Annotated in this window: 12 protein-coding genes and 1 pseudogene; 9 read left to right on the top strand and 4 right to left on the bottom strand. The window is 51.2% G+C overall.

Translation table 11 applies throughout. From position 1 onward, the window contains the following. Nucleotides 1-17: 17 nt before the first annotated feature. Complete coding sequence (locus tag G535_RS0101525) at nt 18-812, top strand: undecaprenyl-diphosphate phosphatase (protein ID WP_026860449.1); 795 nt, start codon at nt 18-20, stop codon at nt 810-812. Here G535_RS0101525 and G535_RS14335 read toward each other — a convergent pair. Next, entirely contained in the window at nt 792-1,907 is a 1,116-nt protein-coding gene (locus tag G535_RS14335; RefSeq protein WP_026860448.1) for a tRNA nucleotidyltransferase/poly(A) polymerase-related protein, read from the bottom strand. The two genes, G535_RS0101525 and G535_RS14335, sit on opposite strands and share 21 nt — an antisense overlap. A 106-nt stretch (nt 1,908-2,013) precedes the next feature. Here G535_RS14335 and G535_RS0101515 point away from each other — a divergent pair, with 106 nt between their 5' ends. Genes G535_RS0101515 through G535_RS0101505 form a run of 3 tightly spaced genes read left to right on the top strand, consistent with a single transcriptional unit; the run spans nt 2,014 to nt 6,030 of the window. Continuing rightward, nucleotides 2,014-3,462 (top strand): ExeA family protein, encoded by a 1,449-nt coding sequence (locus tag G535_RS0101515; protein ID WP_026860447.1) that lies wholly within the window; start codon nt 2,014-2,016, stop codon nt 3,460-3,462. Beyond that, nucleotides 3,463-4,191: a general secretion pathway protein GspB gene (locus G535_RS13755; RefSeq protein WP_051206884.1), complete on the top strand. Its 729-nt coding sequence runs from the start codon at nt 3,463-3,465 to the stop codon at nt 4,189-4,191. It begins immediately after the preceding gene. A 60-nt stretch (nt 4,192-4,251) separates the two neighbouring features. Then, nucleotides 4,252-6,030: an acyl-CoA dehydrogenase C-terminal domain-containing protein gene (locus G535_RS0101505; protein WP_026860446.1), complete on the top strand. Its 1,779-nt coding sequence runs from the start codon at nt 4,252-4,254 to the stop codon at nt 6,028-6,030. On the opposite strand, the gene putA is transcribed toward G535_RS0101505, so the two are convergent. Continuing rightward, on the bottom strand, nt 6,027-9,197 hold the full coding sequence (putA, locus tag G535_RS0101500; protein ID WP_026860445.1) for a bifunctional proline dehydrogenase/L-glutamate gamma-semialdehyde dehydrogenase PutA: 3,171 nt from the start codon (nt 9,195-9,197) through the stop codon (nt 6,027-6,029). The two genes, G535_RS0101505 and putA, sit on opposite strands and share 4 nt — an antisense overlap. A gap of 229 nt (nt 9,198-9,426) precedes the next feature. On the opposite strand from putA, the gene G535_RS0101495 reads away from it, so the two are divergent. Together G535_RS0101495 and glnE are read left to right on the top strand one after the other, a co-directional pair. After that, nucleotides 9,427-10,917 carry a CYTH domain-containing protein gene (locus tag G535_RS0101495; protein WP_026860444.1) on the top strand — a complete coding sequence of 497 codons (1,491 nt, stop codon included), beginning with the start codon at nt 9,427-9,429 and terminating at the stop codon, nt 10,915-10,917. 16 nt (nt 10,918-10,933) lie between these two features. Next, nucleotides 10,934-13,693: pseudogene (glnE, locus tag G535_RS12615) on the top strand (bifunctional [glutamate--ammonia ligase]-adenylyl-L-tyrosine phosphorylase/[glutamate--ammonia-ligase] adenylyltransferase); the annotation flags it as partial. On the opposite strand, the gene lpxL reads toward glnE, so the two are convergent. Next, the gene (gene lpxL / locus G535_RS0101485) at nt 13,690-14,622 is read right to left on the bottom strand and encodes an LpxL/LpxP family Kdo(2)-lipid IV(A) lauroyl/palmitoleoyl acyltransferase (protein ID WP_026860443.1); all 933 of its coding nucleotides are present in this window, start codon (nt 14,620-14,622) and stop codon (nt 13,690-13,692) included. The pseudogene glnE and the gene lpxL sit on opposite strands and share 4 nt — an antisense overlap. Nucleotides 14,623-14,627: 5 nt before the next feature. Continuing rightward, nucleotides 14,628-15,977, bottom strand: a complete 1,350-nt coding sequence (tolC, locus tag G535_RS0101480; protein WP_026860442.1) for an outer membrane channel protein TolC — start codon at nt 15,975-15,977, stop codon at nt 14,628-14,630. 264 nt (nt 15,978-16,241) lie between these two features. Between tolC and G535_RS0101475 the strand changes: the two genes are divergently transcribed. The 3 genes from G535_RS0101475 to parE all read left to right on the top strand — a co-directional run bounded on the left by G535_RS0101475 (nt 16,242) and on the right by parE (nt 19,253). Then, nucleotides 16,242-16,847 (top strand): NUDIX domain-containing protein, encoded by a 606-nt coding sequence (locus G535_RS0101475; RefSeq protein ID WP_026860441.1) that lies wholly within the window; start codon nt 16,242-16,244, stop codon nt 16,845-16,847. Beyond that, nucleotides 16,844-17,284 (top strand): DUF1249 domain-containing protein, encoded by a 441-nt coding sequence (locus G535_RS12610; protein WP_034727190.1) that lies wholly within the window; start codon nt 16,844-16,846, stop codon nt 17,282-17,284. The genes G535_RS0101475 and G535_RS12610 overlap by 4 nt, the downstream gene beginning before the upstream one ends. Before the next feature lie 76 nt (nt 17,285-17,360). Continuing rightward, nucleotides 17,361-19,253, top strand: a complete 1,893-nt coding sequence (gene parE / locus G535_RS0101465) for a DNA topoisomerase IV subunit B (RefSeq protein ID WP_026860440.1) — start codon at nt 17,361-17,363, stop codon at nt 19,251-19,253. The last annotated feature ends 1 nt before the right edge of the window (nt 19,254 follow it).

The following is a 19,254-nucleotide window of genomic DNA, read 5'->3' as shown; positions in this document are numbered from 1 at the left end:
AAACAAGGACGTACACAGTGTCGACTGTTGAAGCTATTATCCTCGCGTTGATTCAAGGACTCACTGAGTTTCTGCCAATTTCCAGTTCTGCGCATCTGATTTTGCCTTCTCAGCTGCTTGGCTGGCAAGACCAAGGGCTTGCATTTGATGTCGCTGTGCATGTGGGGACCTTAGCTGCTGTGGTGTTTTATTATCGCCAGCAAGTCGCTGAGCTGCTGGTGAGTTGGCTTGGCAGTTTCAAAGGGCAGCATAATCCCGCAAGTCGACTGGCGTGGTTTATCATATGGGCCACAGTGCCCGCAGGACTCGCTGGTTTATTCGGCAATGACCTGTTAGAAAATTACGGTCGTTCGGCACTGGTCATCGCCACGACGACACTGATTTTTGGTGGGCTACTATGGTACGCAGATAAACGTGCAAGCGAGACCGCTTCAATTGAAGCTTTGTCATTGCGGCAAGTGATGTTGATTGGTATTGCGCAAGCGGTCGCTTTAATTCCAGGTACGTCGCGTTCCGGTATCACGATTACTGCTGGGTTGTTGTTAGGGCTTAAACGCACGGATGCAGCGCGCTTTTCATTTCTCCTGTCGATTCCGGTGATTACCTTAGCCGGTGGCTATAAAGGTCTGCAACTAAGTCAGCAAGCCGAAGCTGTGGCGTGGGCACCCGTCTTGACGGGGATGGTGGTTTCCTTTGTTGCTGCGTATCTCTGCATCAAAGTGTTCTTACAAGTCATCGAGCGCATGGGCATGTTGCCATTTGTGCTCTATCGTTTGTTGCTTGGTGTTGTGTTACTGGTGTGGTTCATCTAACTGCGCAGTGATGGCCGCAAGACGAGCGACGTCGACGGCGTCGCCTACGGCGGGACCATGCAGTTGTTCACCGCGCGCTTTCGCTGCGGCAATCAGTTCCCGTGCATTTACTGCTTTAGCTGCCTGGTAGGCGGCGACAAACTGTTCTCCCTGTTGTTGTGATTGTCCTTGCTGGCGCCAAATCTGCAATAGATAATCAATGCGCTCTGGCCGGCGCCAGCCATCCGCCCGCTGGATGCATTGCATCCATTGCTCAGCATTGGTTGTGGGGAGATTCTGATAGTGACAGTGCCGTGCGAGCTCTGCCATATATTCCCACTCATTAGGTACCCGCAAACGTGTCGCCAAGGCTTGTCCCGCAGTTGCGTCAAGCTCTCCGACGCAACAGGCATAGGCCAACATAGGTTCCGTTGGACATAAGCCGCTAAGACGCTGTTCTAGCCGGTCGAGCAACGCGCTATCGTTGAACTCCAGCAACCAAGGTTGTAGCGCGTGGGCTTGTTGCAGCGTACGTAAGTAAGTGATCGGCGCGGCTGTGGCAAAGGCTTTGCGCGTTTCTTGCCAGACCCGCTCAGCGGCGAGTGTACTAAGCTCGCCGCCAGCACTGATGGCTCGCATTAAAGCGAGGGTTTCCGGCGCTACCGTAAAGCCGTCCTCGGCAAAGCGAGCGGCAAAGCGCGCAACCCGTAAAACTCTTAAAGGGTCTTCGACAAACGCCTCAGATACATGACGCAACACCCGGGCTTCAAGGTCACGCAACCCGTGGTAGGGATCAACCAAGCTACCATCTTCGCGTTCGGCAATAGCATTAATCGTCAAATCGCGTCGTAATAAGTCTTGCTCAAGGGTAACGGTGGGGGCTGCATCAATGGCAAAACCGGTGTAACCAACGCCGGCTTTTCGTTCGGTGCGCGCTAACGCGTATTCTTCATTGGTTGTCGGATGGAGAAACACCGGAAAGTCTTTACCAACTTGACGGTAGCCCAGCTTAGTCAGCTCTGCAGGCGACGCTCCGACCACCACGTAGTCTCGCTCGTGCACCGTTTTGCCGAGTAATTTGTCACGCACCGCACCGCCAACTAAGTAGATTTCCACGTTTGACTCCCGTTAAAGTTGCGTTGATCATCGCTAATGACTAGCCCTGATGCAAGTCAATCGTTACACTGAAGGTTGACTTTAGGTTGGTGAACGACATAACGCTATGTATTTAAATTACTTTGGCTTACAAACCGAACCCTTTTCGATTGCTCCGGACCCACATTTTTTGTTCATGAGCGAGCGCCATCAAGAAGCCCTAGCGCACCTGAGTTACGGCTTGCAAGGTAGTGGTGGTTTTATCTTATTGACGGGCGAAGTAGGTACCGGAAAAACCACTGTGTCACGGGCGTTGCTCGATCAACTGCCAGAACAAACGCGCACAGCCTTCATTTTGAATCCGATGCTCAATGAAACTGAGTTGTTGGCGACCTTATGTGATGAATTCGGCATTCGCTACGCGAAACGCAGCATGACCAATAAGACCTTAACGGATAAGTTGTCGGCGTTTCTGCTCGCTGCACACGCTGAGGGAGAACAGTGTGTCGTGTTGATTGATGAAGCCCAGCACCTCAAACCACAAGTGCTGGAGCAGTTGCGTTTATTGACCAACCTTGAAACCAACCAAAACAAATTACTGCGGGTGATCTTAATCGGTCAGCCTGAGCTGCAAGATTTACTTCGTCGTCGTGAATTGCGGCAATTAGCGCAACGTATTACCGCGCGCTATCACCTGTTGCCGTTACAGGCTAGTGACACCGCACGGTACATTAATTATCGATTGCAAGTGGCTGGGGCACAACGCGCCTTGTTTGATGATGGCGCAGTGCGCTTGGTCCACCAATTGAGTGAAGGGATCCCGCGGCGATTAAACCTGTTATGCGACCGGGCGCTCTTGGCGGCATATAACGACCAAGTACAGACGGTAAGCAAAGCGCAAATTCGCCGAGCCGCGGCTGAACTTGGTGAAGTCGGCGCTTCAGGACAGACCCAAGGTCGCAGTTTCCCGCTGGTGGCAGTCACCGCGCTGGCGCTAGTGGTGAGTGTGGCGGTGACGAGTTGGTTGCTTTGGCCACAATCGCAGGTGACGGCGACGCAAGCGCAACAGGCGGCGGTAACGCCTCAGCAGCCTCAAGCCATGCAACAATTGGTGCGCGCTTGGCAGTTGCCGCAACCTCCGAGAACGCGTGAGCTTTGTGACTGGTTGGGTGAGTATCAACTGGGCTGTGTACAAGGACAACTGCGGTTTGATCGGATCCAAGCCTTGAACTTGCCTGTTTTACTTAAACTGAGCGATGGTCGTTGGCAGTTTGTCGGTGCTAGTACGGAACAACCTGCGAGTGATTGGACCGGTGAATTCTGGGCCATTTGGCCACACCCTCCAGGGTATCAACTCAGTGACAGCAAAACCTACCAGCGTTGGCTGCAAACACAGTTGGCGGAGTATCAAAGTACGACCGCGGCAGCGGATGACTTGAATGCCTTAGCACAAGCGCTACAGGAACGGCATGGTTTACCCATAAGTGGTGAGCTCGATGGAGTGACCTTGGCTTGGTTAACAAGTCACGCAACCACAATTGGTCCTCGTTTAGCTACCGCCGAGGAGGGCAATTAAATGTCGTCAGTGTTAAAAGCGTTACGTCAGCAGCAAGCCGATTTTGCACCACAACATCAAGCAATTCATTTGGATCCTGTACAACCGACCAAAGGTCGCTCGAATGCTTGGTGGCTGGTCGTTACTGTACCTTTGGCCGTCGCCATAGGTGGCGTTGCGGTGTGGTTAGCGGTACCGACTTCGTCTGCGCCTACACAGACCACGCCAGTACAGCAGACTCCGACAGCGGCTGAATTTCAATTAGGAACGCCAGAGCCTGTACGCGTAGTGAGTTTACCGGAAGTGCAGCAGCCAACCCCGACTCCGGTACAGGAGCAACCTGCTGTACCACCAGTGACGTCGAATTTTGCCGAAGCCCCCGCATTAGAACGCAATCAAGCGGTTGATTTAAACCAAGTCTCGCCAGACTTACTGGCTGCCTTTGAAGAAGCCGTGGCCTTAACGTCAGGGGCGGGAGAAACCCGTACACCGTCTTCTTCAAGCTCCGTACTGCCTCGGTTAGGCGCCTTACCCGTGAGTTTGCAGCAACGCGTTCCAAGCTTTAGTTATGACGCTCATCAGTATTCCTCACGTGAGCGCGATCGTTTTATTACGTTTAATAATCAACGCTTGCGGCAGGGGGATAGCTGGCAAAATGTGCAAGTACTGACCATTGCGCCGAATCATGTTGTGCTCGCGGTTGGCAACCAAGCCTTCCAGCAACCTGCGTTGGAAGACTGGACAAACTAGCTAGAAGTTGATATTAAAACACCTGTTTAAATTCACTGTTTGATTTTTAAAGAGGTGGTTATGGCGGATTATCGAGTTCCTCGCGAAGACATGCAGTTTTTGCTGCAAGATGTGTTTAAGGTCGATCAAGACTGGGCGCGTTATCCTGCGCTAGCTGATGTCGATATGGAAATGGCGACCGCCATTATTGACGAAGCCGCGAAGCTTGCCGAAACTTTATTGGCGCCGAACGCTCGCGCTGCTGATGAAGAAGGTGTGCACTTCAACGATGGTGAAGTCACCACGCCAGCCAACTACAAAGAGCATTTTCAACAACTCGCCGCAGGCGGCTGGGTCGGTGTAACCGCGAACCCTGAGTTTGGCGGCATGGGCCTACCAAAAGTCGTTTCCGCCCAATACGAAGAAATGCTCTGCGCCGCTGATATTTCTTTTTCGTTGTACCCCGGCCTAACTGCGGGAGCTATCATCGCTTTAGATGCGTACGCCAGTGATGAGTTAAAAGAGCTGTATTTACCTCGCATGACGGCGGGTGAATGGACCGGCACCATGTGTTTGACTGAGCCGCATGCGGGCACCGATTTAGGAATTATCCGCAGTAAAGCCATCCCACAAGAAGATGGTTCTTTTGCGATTAGCGGTACAAAAATATTTATTACCGGTGGTGAGCACGACTTGGTCGAAAATATCGTCCACTTGGTATTAGCAAAGTTACCTGACGCTCCGGCAGGCAGCAAAGGCATTAGCTTATTCTTAGTGCCGAAGTTTATTCCTAATGCAGATGGCTCACTTGGCGAGCGTAACGGCGTCAGCTGTGGCTCGATTGAGCACAAGATGGGCATTCATGCGTCAGCGACCTGCGTGATGAACTTTGACGGTGCCAAGGGCTGGTTGATCGGTGAACCACACCAAGGACTCCCAGCAATGTTTACCATGATGAACTACGAACGTCTTGGGGTTGGTATTCAAGGTTTAGGCGCCGCCGCGCGCTCGTATCAGACGGCGCTTGAATATGCACAAGACCGTATTCAAGGTCGGGGAGCTAAGGCGACCCGCGATATGACGAAAGAAGCTGATGCGTTGATTGTGCACGGTGATGTTCGTCGTATGCTGTTAACCATGAAAGCTTTTGTCGAAGGCGGTCGTGCGTTTTCGACCTACGTGGGACAGCAGCTTGATACGGCCAAGTACAGTGAAGATGCCGAAGAGAAAGCACGCGCTGAAGCGCTGGTTGCTTTGCTAACGCCAATCGCCAAAGCCTTCCTTACCGATACCGGCTTTGAAGCGACGGTGCTCGGCCAACAGGTGCTCGGTGGTCATGGCTTTGTTCGTGAATGGGGCCAAGAGCAGTTAGTACGTGACTGTCGTATTGCTCAGATTTACGAAGGTACCAATGGTATTCAGGCACTTGATCTGCTCGGTCGTAAAGTCGCAGGCTCGCGTGGCCAATTGTTAACGCCACTGTTAGAGGATATTCAAGCGTTACTTGCAGCGCCAGAAGCCGAGTTGGCAAAAGAGTATGAACAGCTTGGCGCTGCGGTGAAGCGTGTCACCCAAGTTACCGAACTGGTGTTAACGCAGGTTGGTAGTGGTGACGAGAATGTGATCAATAGTGTTGCGGTGGAGTACTTGCACCTGCTCGGCTACGTCACCTACGGTTATTTATGGTTACGTATGGCGAAAACGGCACAGCCGTTGCTGTCAGAGCGCCCATACTTAGCGAGCAAAGTGAAAACTGCGAAGTTTTACATGGCGCGGTTGTTACCGCGAGTGGAAAGCTTGGCCGCCGCCATCGAAGACGGCAGCCAGTCGTTGTACCTACACGAGCTGGGCGATTTTTAATCGCCCAGTGAAAGTAGGGTTGCGTTGCCACCAACAGCAGTAATGTTGTTGGTGCGCGTTTTCTCAGTAATAAAGCGGGTGAGGTAGTGTGGTCCACCTGCTTTAGGTCCAGTGCCTGACATGCCGCGGCCACCAAATGGCTGCACGCCAACCACAGCACCAATTTGGTTGCGGTTAATGTAGACGTTACCGACGTCGATACGACGGGCAATATCAGCGGCGAAAGTTTCGTTCCGACTGTGAATTCCGAAGGTCAAACCAAAACCAGTTGCGTTAATGCTCGCGACCACTTCATCAAGCTTATCTGTACTGTAACGAATCACGTGCAAGATAGGGCCAAAGTTCTCTTTCACCAGCTGGTTGATGTTGTCGATTTCAATCGCCGTTGGTGCGACGAAGGTACCGCCGTTGGTGTAATCCGGCATTGGTGCACGCGCAATCAAACGACCTGCTTGTAAGATATCATTGACGTGCTGCTCAAGGTTACTTTTGGCAACGCCATCGATAACAGGACCTACGTCGGTTTCATGCAGCATAGGGTCGCCAACTTTAAGTTCTGCCATTGCACCTTTCAACAAGTCGATCACGCGCTCGGCGATGTCGTCTTGGACGAACAGTACGCGCAACGCTGAACAGCGTTGACCGGCGCTCTTAAAGGCGCTGGCGACGATATCTGTAACGGCTTGCTCTGGCAGTGCGGTGGAGTCGATAAGCATGGCGTTTTGGCCGCCGGTCTCCGCAATCAGCGGTACAATAGCGCCTGTACGTGCAGCCAAGGCACGGTTGATCGACTGTGCGGTATAGGTTGAACCGGTAAAGCACACCCCGCCGATGTCTTCTTGACTGACCAAGAAGGAGCCAACTTCTGCACCACTGCCAGGCATGAAGTGCAGAACATCGCCAGGGATACCAGCTTCGAGCATCAACTGAATGGCGCGGAAAGCGACCAAGCCAGTTTGTTCTGCTGGTTTAGCAATAACACAGTTACCAGTGACCAAAGCTGCAACCACTTGGCCGGTGAAAATCGCTAATGGGAAGTTCCAAGGGCTGATACAAATAAAGGTGCCACGGCCTTGCACGAACAATTCGTTGGTTTCGCCTGTTGGCCCTGGCAAGGTTGTGCCGTCAGCCATCAACTTGCGCGCTTCAACCGCATAGTAGCGACAGAAATCAACAGCTTCGCGAACCTCGTCAATGCCGTCTTGCAAGCTTTTGCCTGCCTCGAGGGTACAAAGTGCGATAAGTTCTTCGATGTTCGCTTCCATCAAGTCAGCAAACTTCTCTAATGCTTTCGCGCGTACTTCCACATCAGTGTCACGCCAGCGACGGTAGGCTGCGTTGGCTGAATTGAGCGCCTGCTCTGCTAATGCTTTATCACCCCAACAAATACTACCAATTTGGTGCTGAGTTGCTTGCGGGCTGTTGATACTGACCTGATGGTGCGCATCTGTGATAACGTCGCCATTAACGATTGGCGCGCCTTGCCATTGTTTATCACTGTACTGTTGTACTGCGGCGATAAAGTCATCTGCTTGCGAGTGAATATTCATGTTCAATCCTAACGAGTTCTTGCGATCGCTGAAAATATGCGTCGGTAAAGGAATTTTGCTGTTGGCATACTCTGGGTAGTTCGCCATCGTGTTGAGCGGGTGCTGAATCAGCTCTTCTACAGGTGTGGCCGGATCAACGAGCTTATGTACGAACGATGTGTTCGCACCATTTTCCAACAGGCGACGGACCAAGTAAGGCAGTAAATCTTTATGGGCACCGACCGGTGCATAAATACGTACGGTGGTGTTTGGATCTTCTTTCAGCAGCGTATCGTAAAGGTCATCGCCCATACCGTGCAAACGCTGGAACTCAATGCGACGCTGATGGGCTTTGTTCATCTCAAGAATGCTGACCACGGTTTGTGCGTTATGTGTAGCAAACTGCGGATAGATAGCACCTTTAACACCATCGGATAAAAGATAGCGTGCACAAGCGAGGTAGCTGACATCAGTATTCGCTTTACGGGTAAATACCGGGTAGCCCGTTAAGCCATTCACTTGGCAAAGTTTGATTTCGGTGTCCCAGTAGGCGCCCTTGACCAAACGTACTGGAATTTCATCGCCGCACTCATGAGCGAGGGCGGTCACCCAGCACAACACCGGCAGGGCGCGCTTCGAGTATGCCTGAACGACCAAGCCGAAACGTGGCCAACCTTTACACACACCGCTACGGTAGACTTTTTCGAATAGCTCCAACGATAGCTCAAGACGGTCAGCTTCTTCGGCATCAATGGTTACACCGACGTCGGCTTCTTTGGCTAACTTCACCAATTCCGTCAAGCTTTGTGCTAACTCAGTGAGTACGCGCTCATGATTGGCGGTTTCATAACGCGGATGAAGCGCAGAGAGCTTGATTGAAATGGTCGGACGCGGCGCGTTCGGGTTATTGAAGTTCTCTTGCGCAACAATCTTAATCGAGTTGACGTAGTCAGCGTGATAACGACGTGCATCCGCCATCGTCAGTGCTGCTTCACCCAACATATCGTATGAGTGGGTGTAACCGAGTTCGCGATTGGCACGGCTATTCTTCAACGCTTCTTGAATGGTACGGCCCAAAACGAACTGCTTGCCCATAATACGCATGGCGGTATAGGTCGCTTTACGCACAACGGGCATGCCCAAACGGCGGGTCAAACGACGGAAGGTACCCCGTGGCGTTTCCATCGGCTGGCCGGTAGGGTTAATCATGGAGTTGGTTAAGGCTAAGCCCCAAGTTCCTGAGTTGACTAACCATGAGGCGCTTTGCCCCATATGTTTTTGCCAATCACCTCCAGACAGACGGTCTTGGATCAGTGCGTCTGCGGTGTAGCTATCAGGAATCCGCAACAAGGCTTCGGCAAGACACATAAGGATAATGCCTTCTTTGGTATCAAGACTGTATTCTTGTAAGAAGGCGTCGACACCGCCACCATCGGCATTCTCGCGCACGGCTTTAACTAACTCAGCAGAGCGGTGAGTAACCTGAGCGATAGTGTCACTGTCACTAGGGACCAGTTGCATCAGCTCTGCGAGGTACGCGTTCTCATCGACAATGTAGTTGTCGGTGATGGCACGCTGTAACTTGCCTAAATCGGCGCTGGTATACTGAGCCTGAAGTACTTCACTGGCTTTGAACATAGCATCTCCTGTAGGACTCAGCCTTTGGCTGGAGGGGACATAATTTGGGCGCCAGTATATTGTTTTTTTACTGCGCGTAAAGCCTCGTTCGTCGCTTTTTTTTAGAACTTTTTTTTGGCGTCCACGGTGCGATTTTTGCACAGCGTTGTCAAGCCCATTTATGTTGACCAATTTGGTGCCTGCGAGTACCGTAGAAAGATATAAAAAAGCAGCCAAAATGAGAGTTTTTGTGAGCCAGGAAGTTGAGATCAAGTTATTGGTGGATGGCGTTGCGCCCGAGCAAGTCATTGCCCTGTGTGAGAGCCTTGCGAAAGGCGCTGAGTGCACGGTATTGGAATTGACCAACCGTTATTTCGACACCGCCGATTTGCGCTTGCGTCAACACGATATGGGGCTGCGAATTCGACAGCGCGGTGAGCACCGAGAGCAGACCATTAAACTGGCTGGTGAGGTGCTCGGTGGTATGCACAGCCGACCCGAATACAATGCTGTGACCCATCAAGATCACCCGGATCTGACCTTGTTTGAAGAGTCGATTTGGCCGGATGATTTCCCACTCTTTGATATTAATCGTGATCTCGAAGAAATCTTTGCCACAGACTTTACGCGTCATCGTTGGTATTTGCCAAGTGGTGACGGACAAATTGAGCTGGTATTTGACCTTGGCACGATTCAAGCGGGCGATGAAACACGTGCAATTGCTGAGGTTGAAATTGAGGTACAACAAGGTGATATGCAAGATGCGTATCGTCTTGCCAGACGTTTTATCACGCGCTTGAACGCGCGCATGGGAACCTTGAGTAAAGCTGCACGAGGCTATTTAGCGGCTGGTAAAAGTGTGCTTGAACCCTTCACCCATGCTCATTTTGTACCGCAGCAACCACAAGACGATGTTGGTGCCGGACTGTACCGCGCGCTCACCTATGCGTTGCAATATTGGCAGCACAATGACGCCTGTCTGAGTGAAAACCCAAGCGTTCGCGCTGTGGCGGGAATTACCGATGGCATTCGTTTAAGTAAGGTGGTGCTACAGCAGCTCGCCTTGCTCGAAATTGATGTCAGCGATCACGTTATGCGCTTAGAGCAAATGTTAGGGCATTTGGGCTGGTTGAGCCGCTATGATGGCTTGACAGAACTTACCGCCGAAGACGGTGCATACCATCGTGCGTTGAAAGCCTATCCGAAATTATACGAAGCAATTTTAGAGCAACAAGAGCATGCGGTGCAGCTTGAGTTGGTGCAAAGTTTAAGTATTCGTGATGATTATCAACTGACCTTGTTGGAGCTTGGCGCTTTATGTCAGGAACAGCCGCGCCATCAGCAATTGGCCGAGTTGCCCTTAAAGCAGTGGGCCAGTCAACGCTTGCGTGAAGACTGGCAAAATGTGGTTGATGCCTTCACCAAAGACGGTGAGCTGAAGCCCGAGTATTATTTGAAGCAATTGCCGTTACTGCAAGGCTCGCTGCAGCTTGGCTACTGTGTCGGCTATCTATTCGATGCCGAACATCGGGAAGCGTTCCGTGCGCCATGGCAGGACATGGTACGTGGCATTCGTGAAATTATGGCGCTGAAGCTACTCAGAGAAGCAATTAAAGATCACGAGGATAGTCAGTTGGAGCGCTTGTTGAACTGGCAAACCGTTCAGCTTGAGTCGCTACTGTATGCGTTGAAACATTCGCGTAAAGCAGCGCTGAAGCAAGAGCCTTATTGGGTTAATTAAGATGCCACAGGATGCCGCATTAAAGCAGGTCTGCGAAATCAGCCACTTTGTCGCTGAGGTCGTGAACAACGACGCTGAAGCACTGCGTTTTGACGCCGACGGTCAGGTCCATGTTGACCCTAGCAGCGCATACTTAGCACAGCTTCAGCAAGCTCTTGCAGACGCCCACCAAGATACTGACGCGCAGCGTATTTTGCGACGCTATCGCAAGCGTTGGTTTGCGACGTTGGCGGCAGCCGATATTCTTGGCCAGTTATCGCTAAAAGACATGTTAACGCACGTTTCTGCGGCAGCCGATGCTTGTATTACGGCGGCGCGCGATTGGCTGTATCCACGTTTCTGTGAGCGTTATGGCACGCCGCGAGATAGTGCGCAGCAAGCCCAGCCGTTGTTGATCATTGGCATGGGTAAACTCGGTGGGCGCGAGCTGAATTTCTCTTCGGATATTGATCTTATTTTTTGCTATCCCGAGCGTGGGGAAACGGATCACCCGCGGCGTCCTCTCGAAACCGATGTGTTTTTCACGCGTCTCGTGCAAGCTCTAGTAAACCTATTGGATACGGTTACTGGCGATGGCCAAGTATTTCGTGTCGATTTGCGTTTACGACCTTTTGGCCAATCAGGGCCTGTGGTCACTAGCCTAGCAGCATTAGAGTATTACTATCAGCAACAAGGGCGTGATTGGGAGCGCTATGCGATGGTAAAGGCGCGCTTGATAGGCGGCAGCGAGAATTATCAGCAACAGCTTCGCCAACTACTTAGACCTTTTGTTTATCGCCGTTACATCGACTTTTCTGCCATTGATGCATTACGCAAAATGAAAGCCTTGATTCGCCAAGAAACACTGCGCCAGGGTGTCCGCAATAATATTAAGCTTGGCCCCGGCGGCATTCGTGAGATTGAGTTTATCGCGCAAACCTTTCAGCTGATTCGTGGCGGCCAACAGCGACAATTGCAAACGGTGTCATTGTATGAGGCTTATGAGGTCATCGCCGCTGAAGACTTGCTGCCTAAAACGGTGGTTAAGGAGCTCTTACAGAGTTACGAGTGGTTGCGCCGGGTTGAGCATGGTTTGCAAGAGTTAAACGACGAGCAAACTCAGACGCTGCCGGAAGACCCGCACAAGCGGGCGCGATTGGCGGCTATTTTTCAGCTCGATTGGCCGCAGTTGGAACAGCGTATTCAACAGGCGATGGCTAAGGTTCACCAACATTTCAACGGCGTGATTGGCAACGACGAAGCGGATGAAGAGCACAATGGCCCCTTGCCGTTGTTGTGGCAAGACATGGTTGAAGAGGACACCGCGCTCGATGTCTTAAACGAGTTTGGCTTGGATAAGCAGCGCGCGCAGTTGGTATGGGGACATATTGAAACCCTACGCCAAGAAACCAGCAAGCGCGGTAGCGGTCCGCGTGGCCGTAAAGCCATGGCCAAACTGGTTCCGCTGCTATTGCAACGCAGCTTGCAGCTTGCCGATGCGGAAGTAGTGCTAGAGCGGGTGTTTACCGTGCTGCGGGCGATCATGAGTCGAACCGCGTATGTTGAGCTTTTGGTTGAAAATAGTGGTGCCCGAGAGCAACTGATTAAGCTTTGTCGCGCCAGTTCGTGGCTGTCTCAACACCTTGCGAAATATCCGATTTTACTTGATGAGCTGATCGACCCTCGGCACTTGTACGAGCTTCCAGCCTTGTCTGAATATCCTGCGATTCTTGCCGAGTATCTGATCCGGATCCCAGAACAGGAAGAAGACTTAGAAGCGCAAATGAATGCGCTTCGGCAAGCGCGCCAGTCGTGCCAGTTAAAAATTGCCGCAGCTGATATCAGTGGCGGACTCCCTTTGATGAAAGTGAGCGATCATTTGAGCTATCTCGCCGAAGCGGTGATTGCTGCGGTAGTGCGTTTGGCGTGGCAACACTTAGCTAAACGTCATGGCTGTCCGCCGGGGCGTTCATTGGAAGATACCGGCTTCGCTGTGATTGCCTATGGCAAACTCGGTGGCTTGGAACTGAGTTATAGCTCCGATTTGGACCTGGTGTTTATTACCGACAGTGACTACCAAGGCGAAACGGACGGCCCAAAACCGCTTGAGGTACAGCAGTTTTATTTGCGCTTAGCGCAACGCATTTTGCATTTGTTCACGACCCGAACACTGATTGGCACTTTGTATGACATAGATATGCGCTTGCGTCCTTCAGGCAAAGCAGGCCTGTTGGTGTCACGGTTGTCGACCTACGCCAGCTATTTGGCGGAAGATGCATGGACATGGGAACTACAAGCACTCGTCCGTGCCCGCCCGGTATTTGGCGATGCGGCCTTGTGTCAGGCTTTTCAAAAACTTCGCCAGCAGCAGTTGTGCCAAGCTCGTGACGGTCATGTGCTGGCGCAGCAGGTGGTTGATATGCGAGAAAAAATGCGGGAACACAATGAACAAAAAGCAGGGCCATTTGCCTTTGATCTAAAGCAAGGTGCTGGTGGCATTACCGATATTGAATTCTTAGTACAATACCTCGTTTTACGTTTTGGTTCAGATTACCCTGCATTAACCGAGTATACCGATAATGTGCGTATTCTTGAGCGTGCAGGCGAGCTACAACTTATGTCGGCAGCTCAGGCTCAGGCGCTGACAGAAGTCTATGTGAAAGAACGTGAATGGCTGCATCAACTGGCGTTAGATGATCAAGGGTCGTTACTGCACCGCTCGTTAGAGGCGGAGCGAGCTATTGTGCAACAGGCTTGGGCGGAATGGTTTGCAGGAGTACAAGCGCAGTCGGATTAACTGCGCTTGTACAAACTTGGATCGTCTTCACTAGGACGGGTTTTGAAGCGTCGGTGCACCCATAGGTATTGGTCAGGTTGCTGCTGAATTGCAAACTCCACCATTTGATTGACCCGAGTCACATCAGCGATATCGTCACCCGTCGGAAAGTTCTCGAATTCGGGATAAAAGGTAACGTCATAACCTGTGCCATCTTCGCGACGGTAGCACGTCGTTGGAAGCACCGCACACTTTTTACTTTTCGCAAATAACAAGGTCCCCGTGGTCGTACTGGCTTGCTCTACCGCAAAGAACGGAGCAAACACCGTGCGACGGCGACCATAATCTTGGTCTGGTAAGTAGCCAGCGACTTCACCTTGCTCAATCGCTTGCTTCATACTGCGCACATCAGTACGCGGAATCATGTACTTGTTCGAGCGCCCACGTCCACGCGTCTGTAAAAACTCCATCACCGCGTTGTTGTGTGGTCGATACAAGCCGACGCCGGGAATAATGAACCCCTGTAAGCGCGCGTGAACTTCAAGGCTAAGGAAGTGAAACAACAGGAGTAACACGCCTTTGCCTTCGTTCTGTGGCGTTTGCAGGTGTTCAAGGCCATGTACATGCAGCTTGCGCCGAATGCGCCAGTTCGGCCACCACCAAGCCATACCTGTCTCGAAAAAAGCGATCCCGGTATTTTCCATGTTTTTCTTCACGAGGGTTTCGACCGCCTCGCTCGATAGCTCGGGGAAACACAGTTCAAGGTTGCGACGAGCGACCTCTGCGCGTTTCGGCACGACTTTATAAAACAGACGGCCTAAGCCACGCCCTAACGCAAGTTGCCACTTGTAGGGAAGCCAAGAAATAAAATAAAGAAGGCCGACCCCTAACCAGGTCAGCCAATACTTAGGAAGTAAAAACCTTGCTTGAAAGGAAGGTTTCTCAATAATTTTCATTAATTAATCAGACTTGCATTGATAGCCATAAGATCCTGTTCACTGATTTTACCTGAAGCTTGCTGCAGTGTCAGTGAGCGACGGATGTAATTGTAGCGTGCAGTCGATAAATTACGACGTGCGTTGAATAAGTTACGGGTGCTGTTGAGGACATCGACAATGGTACGCGTACCCACTTCAAAACCTGTTTGGGTTGCATTCAATGCACTTTCTGCAGAAACCACAGCTTGCTCCAAGGCACGAATGGTTGCGATAGCTGCAACTACGTCATAGTAGGCGTTACGTACTTCACGCTCGACACCACGACGGGTGAATTCCATCTGCTGGCTGCTGGCTACGTAGTTGGCACGGGCCTGTTCGGTTTGCGCGGTAGTACGGAAGCCACTGAACAGGGGAACACGCACGGTGACGCCAATCGACGAGCTATCCATACGCGGCGTGTCAGAGGTGATCCCTTCGACTTCGCTCTCACTATCTTGGGTTGAGTAGCCTGCGTCTAAGCTAACGTTCGGATAGTGGCCTGCTTGCGCGAGCATGATTTGCTGTTCTGAGATCTCAACCGCAACGCGTTGTACCAAAAGCTGCAAGTTTTTGTCTTCAGCGTTAGTCACCCAAGCATCAGCATTCGCTGGCGCTGGTGAGGTTGGTGAGAAGTTTTTGGTATCCAGTTCAGCCAATTCTTGATGGTATTGACCGGTGATCTCGCGCAGACTTTCTTGGGCGATTTCTACCGCGTTCTTCGCTTGAATTTCTTGTGCCACAGCGTTATCAAACTGAGCTTGTGCTTCGTGCACATCAGTCATTGCCGTTAAACCTACGGAGAAGCGTTGTTTGGTTTGCTCAAGCTGACGCTCAATCGCGCGCTTTTCTGCTTGTGCGAATTCTAAGTCGTCTGAACGCTCAAGTACGCTGAAGTAAGCATTTACCACGCGCACCATCAGTTTTTGACGTTCGCTTAAGTAGTTCACCTCAGCTTGATAAGCTTGCTTGTCAGCGATTTTCGTTTGTTCCCAAACCGCTTTGCTAAATAAGGTTTGGCTTAAGTTCACACCAGCATTCCAACCCGTATTGGTGATGTCGTACATGTACGAGCTACCAGTACTATCGAAGTTCATGGTTTCGCGTTGACTACGAGAGTATCCCGCTTCAAAACCTACTTGTGGCCACCAATCCGCTTGCGCAATATCGACATTCTTTTGTGCCGCGTCACGTTGCGCTTGTGCTTGTTTTAGCGTTGGATCGTTTTGCAGCGCAAGTTGAAATATTTGTGCAAGATCGTCAGCATAGGTGGCCGAGCTACTTGCAGCGAAAGAAAAACCAATTAAAGCAGAGAGAATCTTTTTTTTCATGAGTTCAGTAATCCTGAATGTGAAAGTTTGTCTGGCTCAGTGACCGTTGCTAATTTTGTTCTGTGATAGTTTACATACACATTTGAATGATTACTAGCATACTCCGATAGGCCGCGAGAATCATGCTTTGAGTTGCAAGAGTTATCGCTTAAATGTAACCAATTATGAGCGTACTGCCTACCCAATTAACGTTTACATAGTAAACAATACGGCAGGTGTTTACGTACTTCTCTATGACGTTATCAACGAACAAAAGGTTGTTTTGTGCAAAAATTTAATCACGATGATTATCAAATCCTTGAAAAAACCTCGATCCGCAAAGGTTTTTTGAGCCTATTTCGCTATCGCTTGAAGCACAAATTGTTTGCCGGTGGTTGGTCTGCGGAATTTGAGCGAGAAGTCATGGAACGCGGGCACGCGGTGGTGGTATTGCCCTATGACGTGGCCCGTGATGCCTTGGTGGTCTTGGAGCAGTTTCGCATTGGTGCGCTGGAGCAAGATGATTCACCTTGGCTGCTTGAGTTTGTCGCGGGTATGATTGACGCGGATGATGCGTCAGCCGAAGCTGTCGCGCATCGCGAGTTACACGAAGAGGCTGGCTTGACCAGCGCGCAGATGGATTACGCGTTAACTTACCTTTCCACGCCGGGCGGCTGCACCGAAAAAATTTCGATTTATATCGCCCATGTAGATAGCAGCCAAGCTGCCCGTCATGGTGGTCTTGCTTCGGAGAATGAAGATATCCGTGTGCATGTGCTACCGCGTACCGACGTCGTGAAGCTGTTAGAGCAGGGAAAAATTAATAATGCCGCCAGCGTGATTGGGCTACAATGGTTACAATTACATTTGGAGCGCTACCAAGCCTTATGATTCAAGACGTGAAACGCCACCGCTATCAATTTGACCTGGCCGCACTGCAGCGCCTCGCCGCAGTGAACTATGCGAGCTTGGTGAAATTGGTGACGCATGTAAAAGCAGGCAGTGAGAAGCTGATCCATGTTGGTCAGCAGTTATCGTTCCGGGTGGCTGTTTTGCATCGTGCGCCTTACACGACCGATATTCGTATTGAACAGCAGCTGCCGGAACTGCCGATTCCAGGCTGGGTGGAAGCTCAGCTTGACGTGCGTTTGTACCATGACGCCCAACTGGCAGAAGTGATGCGCAGTCAAAATGTTGAACGTCTTGCAGCTGTGTATCCGCAGCCGAATGCAAAAATGCATCAACCGAACGAAAAGTTTCAAGTGAATAAGTTCTTACAAGAGTGGCTCGATCTCATTCGTGCCAAGGGATGGGTCACACAATACTAGCTTGAGTTTATGCTCATCCTGTAACAGTATATGATCATTCGATAATTACAATTCCTGTCACCAAAAAGAAGAGCGCATGTCAGACTACAAAGCAGATGCGATTGAGGTCCTCAATGGCCTCGAACCGGTGCGACGCCGCCCGGGAATGTATACCGATACCACACGCCCAAACCACCTCGGTCAAGAAGTCATCGATAACAGTGTCGACGAAGCCTTAGCAGGCCACGCGCGGCAATTAACGGTGATCTTACATGCCGACCAGTCACTAGAGGTGCAAGATGATGGCCGCGGGATGCCTGTCGACGTTCACCCTGAAGAAGGGGTGCCGGGCGTTGAGCTCATCATGACCAAGTTGCACGCCGGGGGTAAGTTCTCCAACAAGAGCTATAACTTCTCTGGTGGTTTGCACGGGGTGGGTATTTCAGTGGTGAACGCTTTGTCGACACGGGTGGATGTGTTGGTCAAACGCGACGGTAATGTCTATGAAATGGCCTTTGAAAATGGTGACAAGGTTTCAGATTTAACCATTACTGGCAGCGTTGGTAAGCGTAATACCGGCACCGTGATCCGCTTCTGGCCAGACGCCTCTTATTTTGACTCGGCGAAATTCTCCGTGTTGAAAATGACGCACCTGCTGCGCGCCAAAGCGGTACTCTGCCCGGGATTAAAGATCACTTTCAAGAATCATGTCGACAATACTGAGCAGACCTGGCAATACGAAGATGGTTTACGTGATTACTTGGTGGAGGCTGTAGAAGAATTGCCAACCTTGCCAGAAGAGCCATTTATTGGTTCATTCAGTGGCAAAGAAGAAGCGGTTGACTGGGCCGTAACCTGGCTTCCTGAAGGTGGCGAAGGTGTTACCGAAAGTTATGTAAACCTTATTCCTACCCCGCAAGGTGGGACTCACGTGAACGGCTTGCGGCAAGGCTTACTCGAGGCCATGCGTGAGTTTTGTGAGTTTCGTAATTTGTTGCCGCGCGGCGTGCGTTTAACGCCAGAAGACATTTGGGAGCGCTGCGCGCATATTCTCTCAGTGAAAATGCAAGATCCGCAGTTTGCTGGACAAACCAAAGAGCGTCTATCGTCACGTCAAACCGCTGCGTTTGTCTCAGGCGTGGTCAAAGACGCTTTTAGCTTATGGCTGAATGAGCATACGGAGCAAGCTGAGCAGCTTGCCGAGCTGTGCATTAACAATGCGCAGCGACGGATGCGCGCCAGTAAAAAAGTGGTGCGGAAAAAAGTTACCCAAGGACCACCGTTGCCAGGTAAGTTGACCGATTGTGCAACCCAAGATCCATCGCGTAGTGAACTCTTTTTAGTGGAAGGGGATTCTGCAGGGGGCTCTGCCAAGCAAGCGCGTGATCGTGACTTTCAAGCAGTGATGCCACTGCGCGGAAAAATCTTGAATACGTGGGAGGTGGAATCGGATCAAATCCTCGCCTCGCAGGAAATTCACGATATCTCCGTCGCCCTTGGGGTTGATCCTGATTCAGATGATTTGGAGAAGTTGCGCTACGGCAAAGTCTGTATTTTGGCCGATGCCGACTCCGATGGACTGCATATCGCAACCTTGCTGTGTGCGCTCTTCGTGCGCCATTTTAAAGCCCTTGTGGAGCAGGGGCATGTTTATGTGGCGATGCCACCCTTGTATCGTATCGATGTGGGTAAAGAAGTGTTTTACGCGTTAGATGAAGGCGAAAAGCAAGGGATCTTGGACCGTATCGAAGCGGAAAAGCGCAAGGGCAAGGTTAACGTACAGCGCTTTAAAGGTTTGGGTGAAATGAATCCGCTGCAACTGCGTGAAACAACCATGGACCCGAATACACGTCGCTTGGTGCAACTCACTGTAGATGAACCTTCAGCGACCGAAGAGATTATGGATATGTTACTCGCGAAGAAGCGTTCCGGTGACCGTCGGGATTGGCTCGAGAGCAAAGGCAATCTCGTCGACTTGGCTGAGCTGTAAG

Source organism: Pseudidiomarina sediminum DSM 21906 (genome assembly GCF_000423165.1).
Classification (GTDB): Bacteria; Pseudomonadota; Gammaproteobacteria; order Enterobacterales; family Alteromonadaceae; genus Pseudidiomarina; species Pseudidiomarina sediminum.
Note: the sequence above shows the minus strand (reverse complement) of the source record. Positions and strands in the feature narration are given on the sequence as shown.

Coding starts and splice junctions, on each gene's coding strand:
- G535_RS0101515 (WP_026860447.1), top strand. CDS start 2,014: ATGTATTTAAATTACTTTGGCTTACAAACCGAACCCTTTTCGATTGCT.
- G535_RS13755 (WP_051206884.1), top strand. CDS start 3,463: ATGTCGTCAGTGTTAAAAGCGTTACGTCAGCAGCAAGCCGATTTTGCA.
- G535_RS0101505 (WP_026860446.1), top strand. CDS start 4,252: ATGGCGGATTATCGAGTTCCTCGCGAAGACATGCAGTTTTTGCTGCAA.
- putA (WP_026860445.1), bottom strand. CDS start 9,197: ATGTTCAAAGCCAGTGAAGTACTTCAGGCTCAGTATACCAGCGCCGAT.
- tolC (WP_026860442.1), bottom strand. CDS start 15,977: ATGAAAAAAAAGATTCTCTCTGCTTTAATTGGTTTTTCTTTCGCTGCA.
- G535_RS12610 (WP_034727190.1), top strand. CDS start 16,844: ATGATTCAAGACGTGAAACGCCACCGCTATCAATTTGACCTGGCCGCA.
- parE (WP_026860440.1), top strand. CDS start 17,361: ATGTCAGACTACAAAGCAGATGCGATTGAGGTCCTCAATGGCCTCGAA.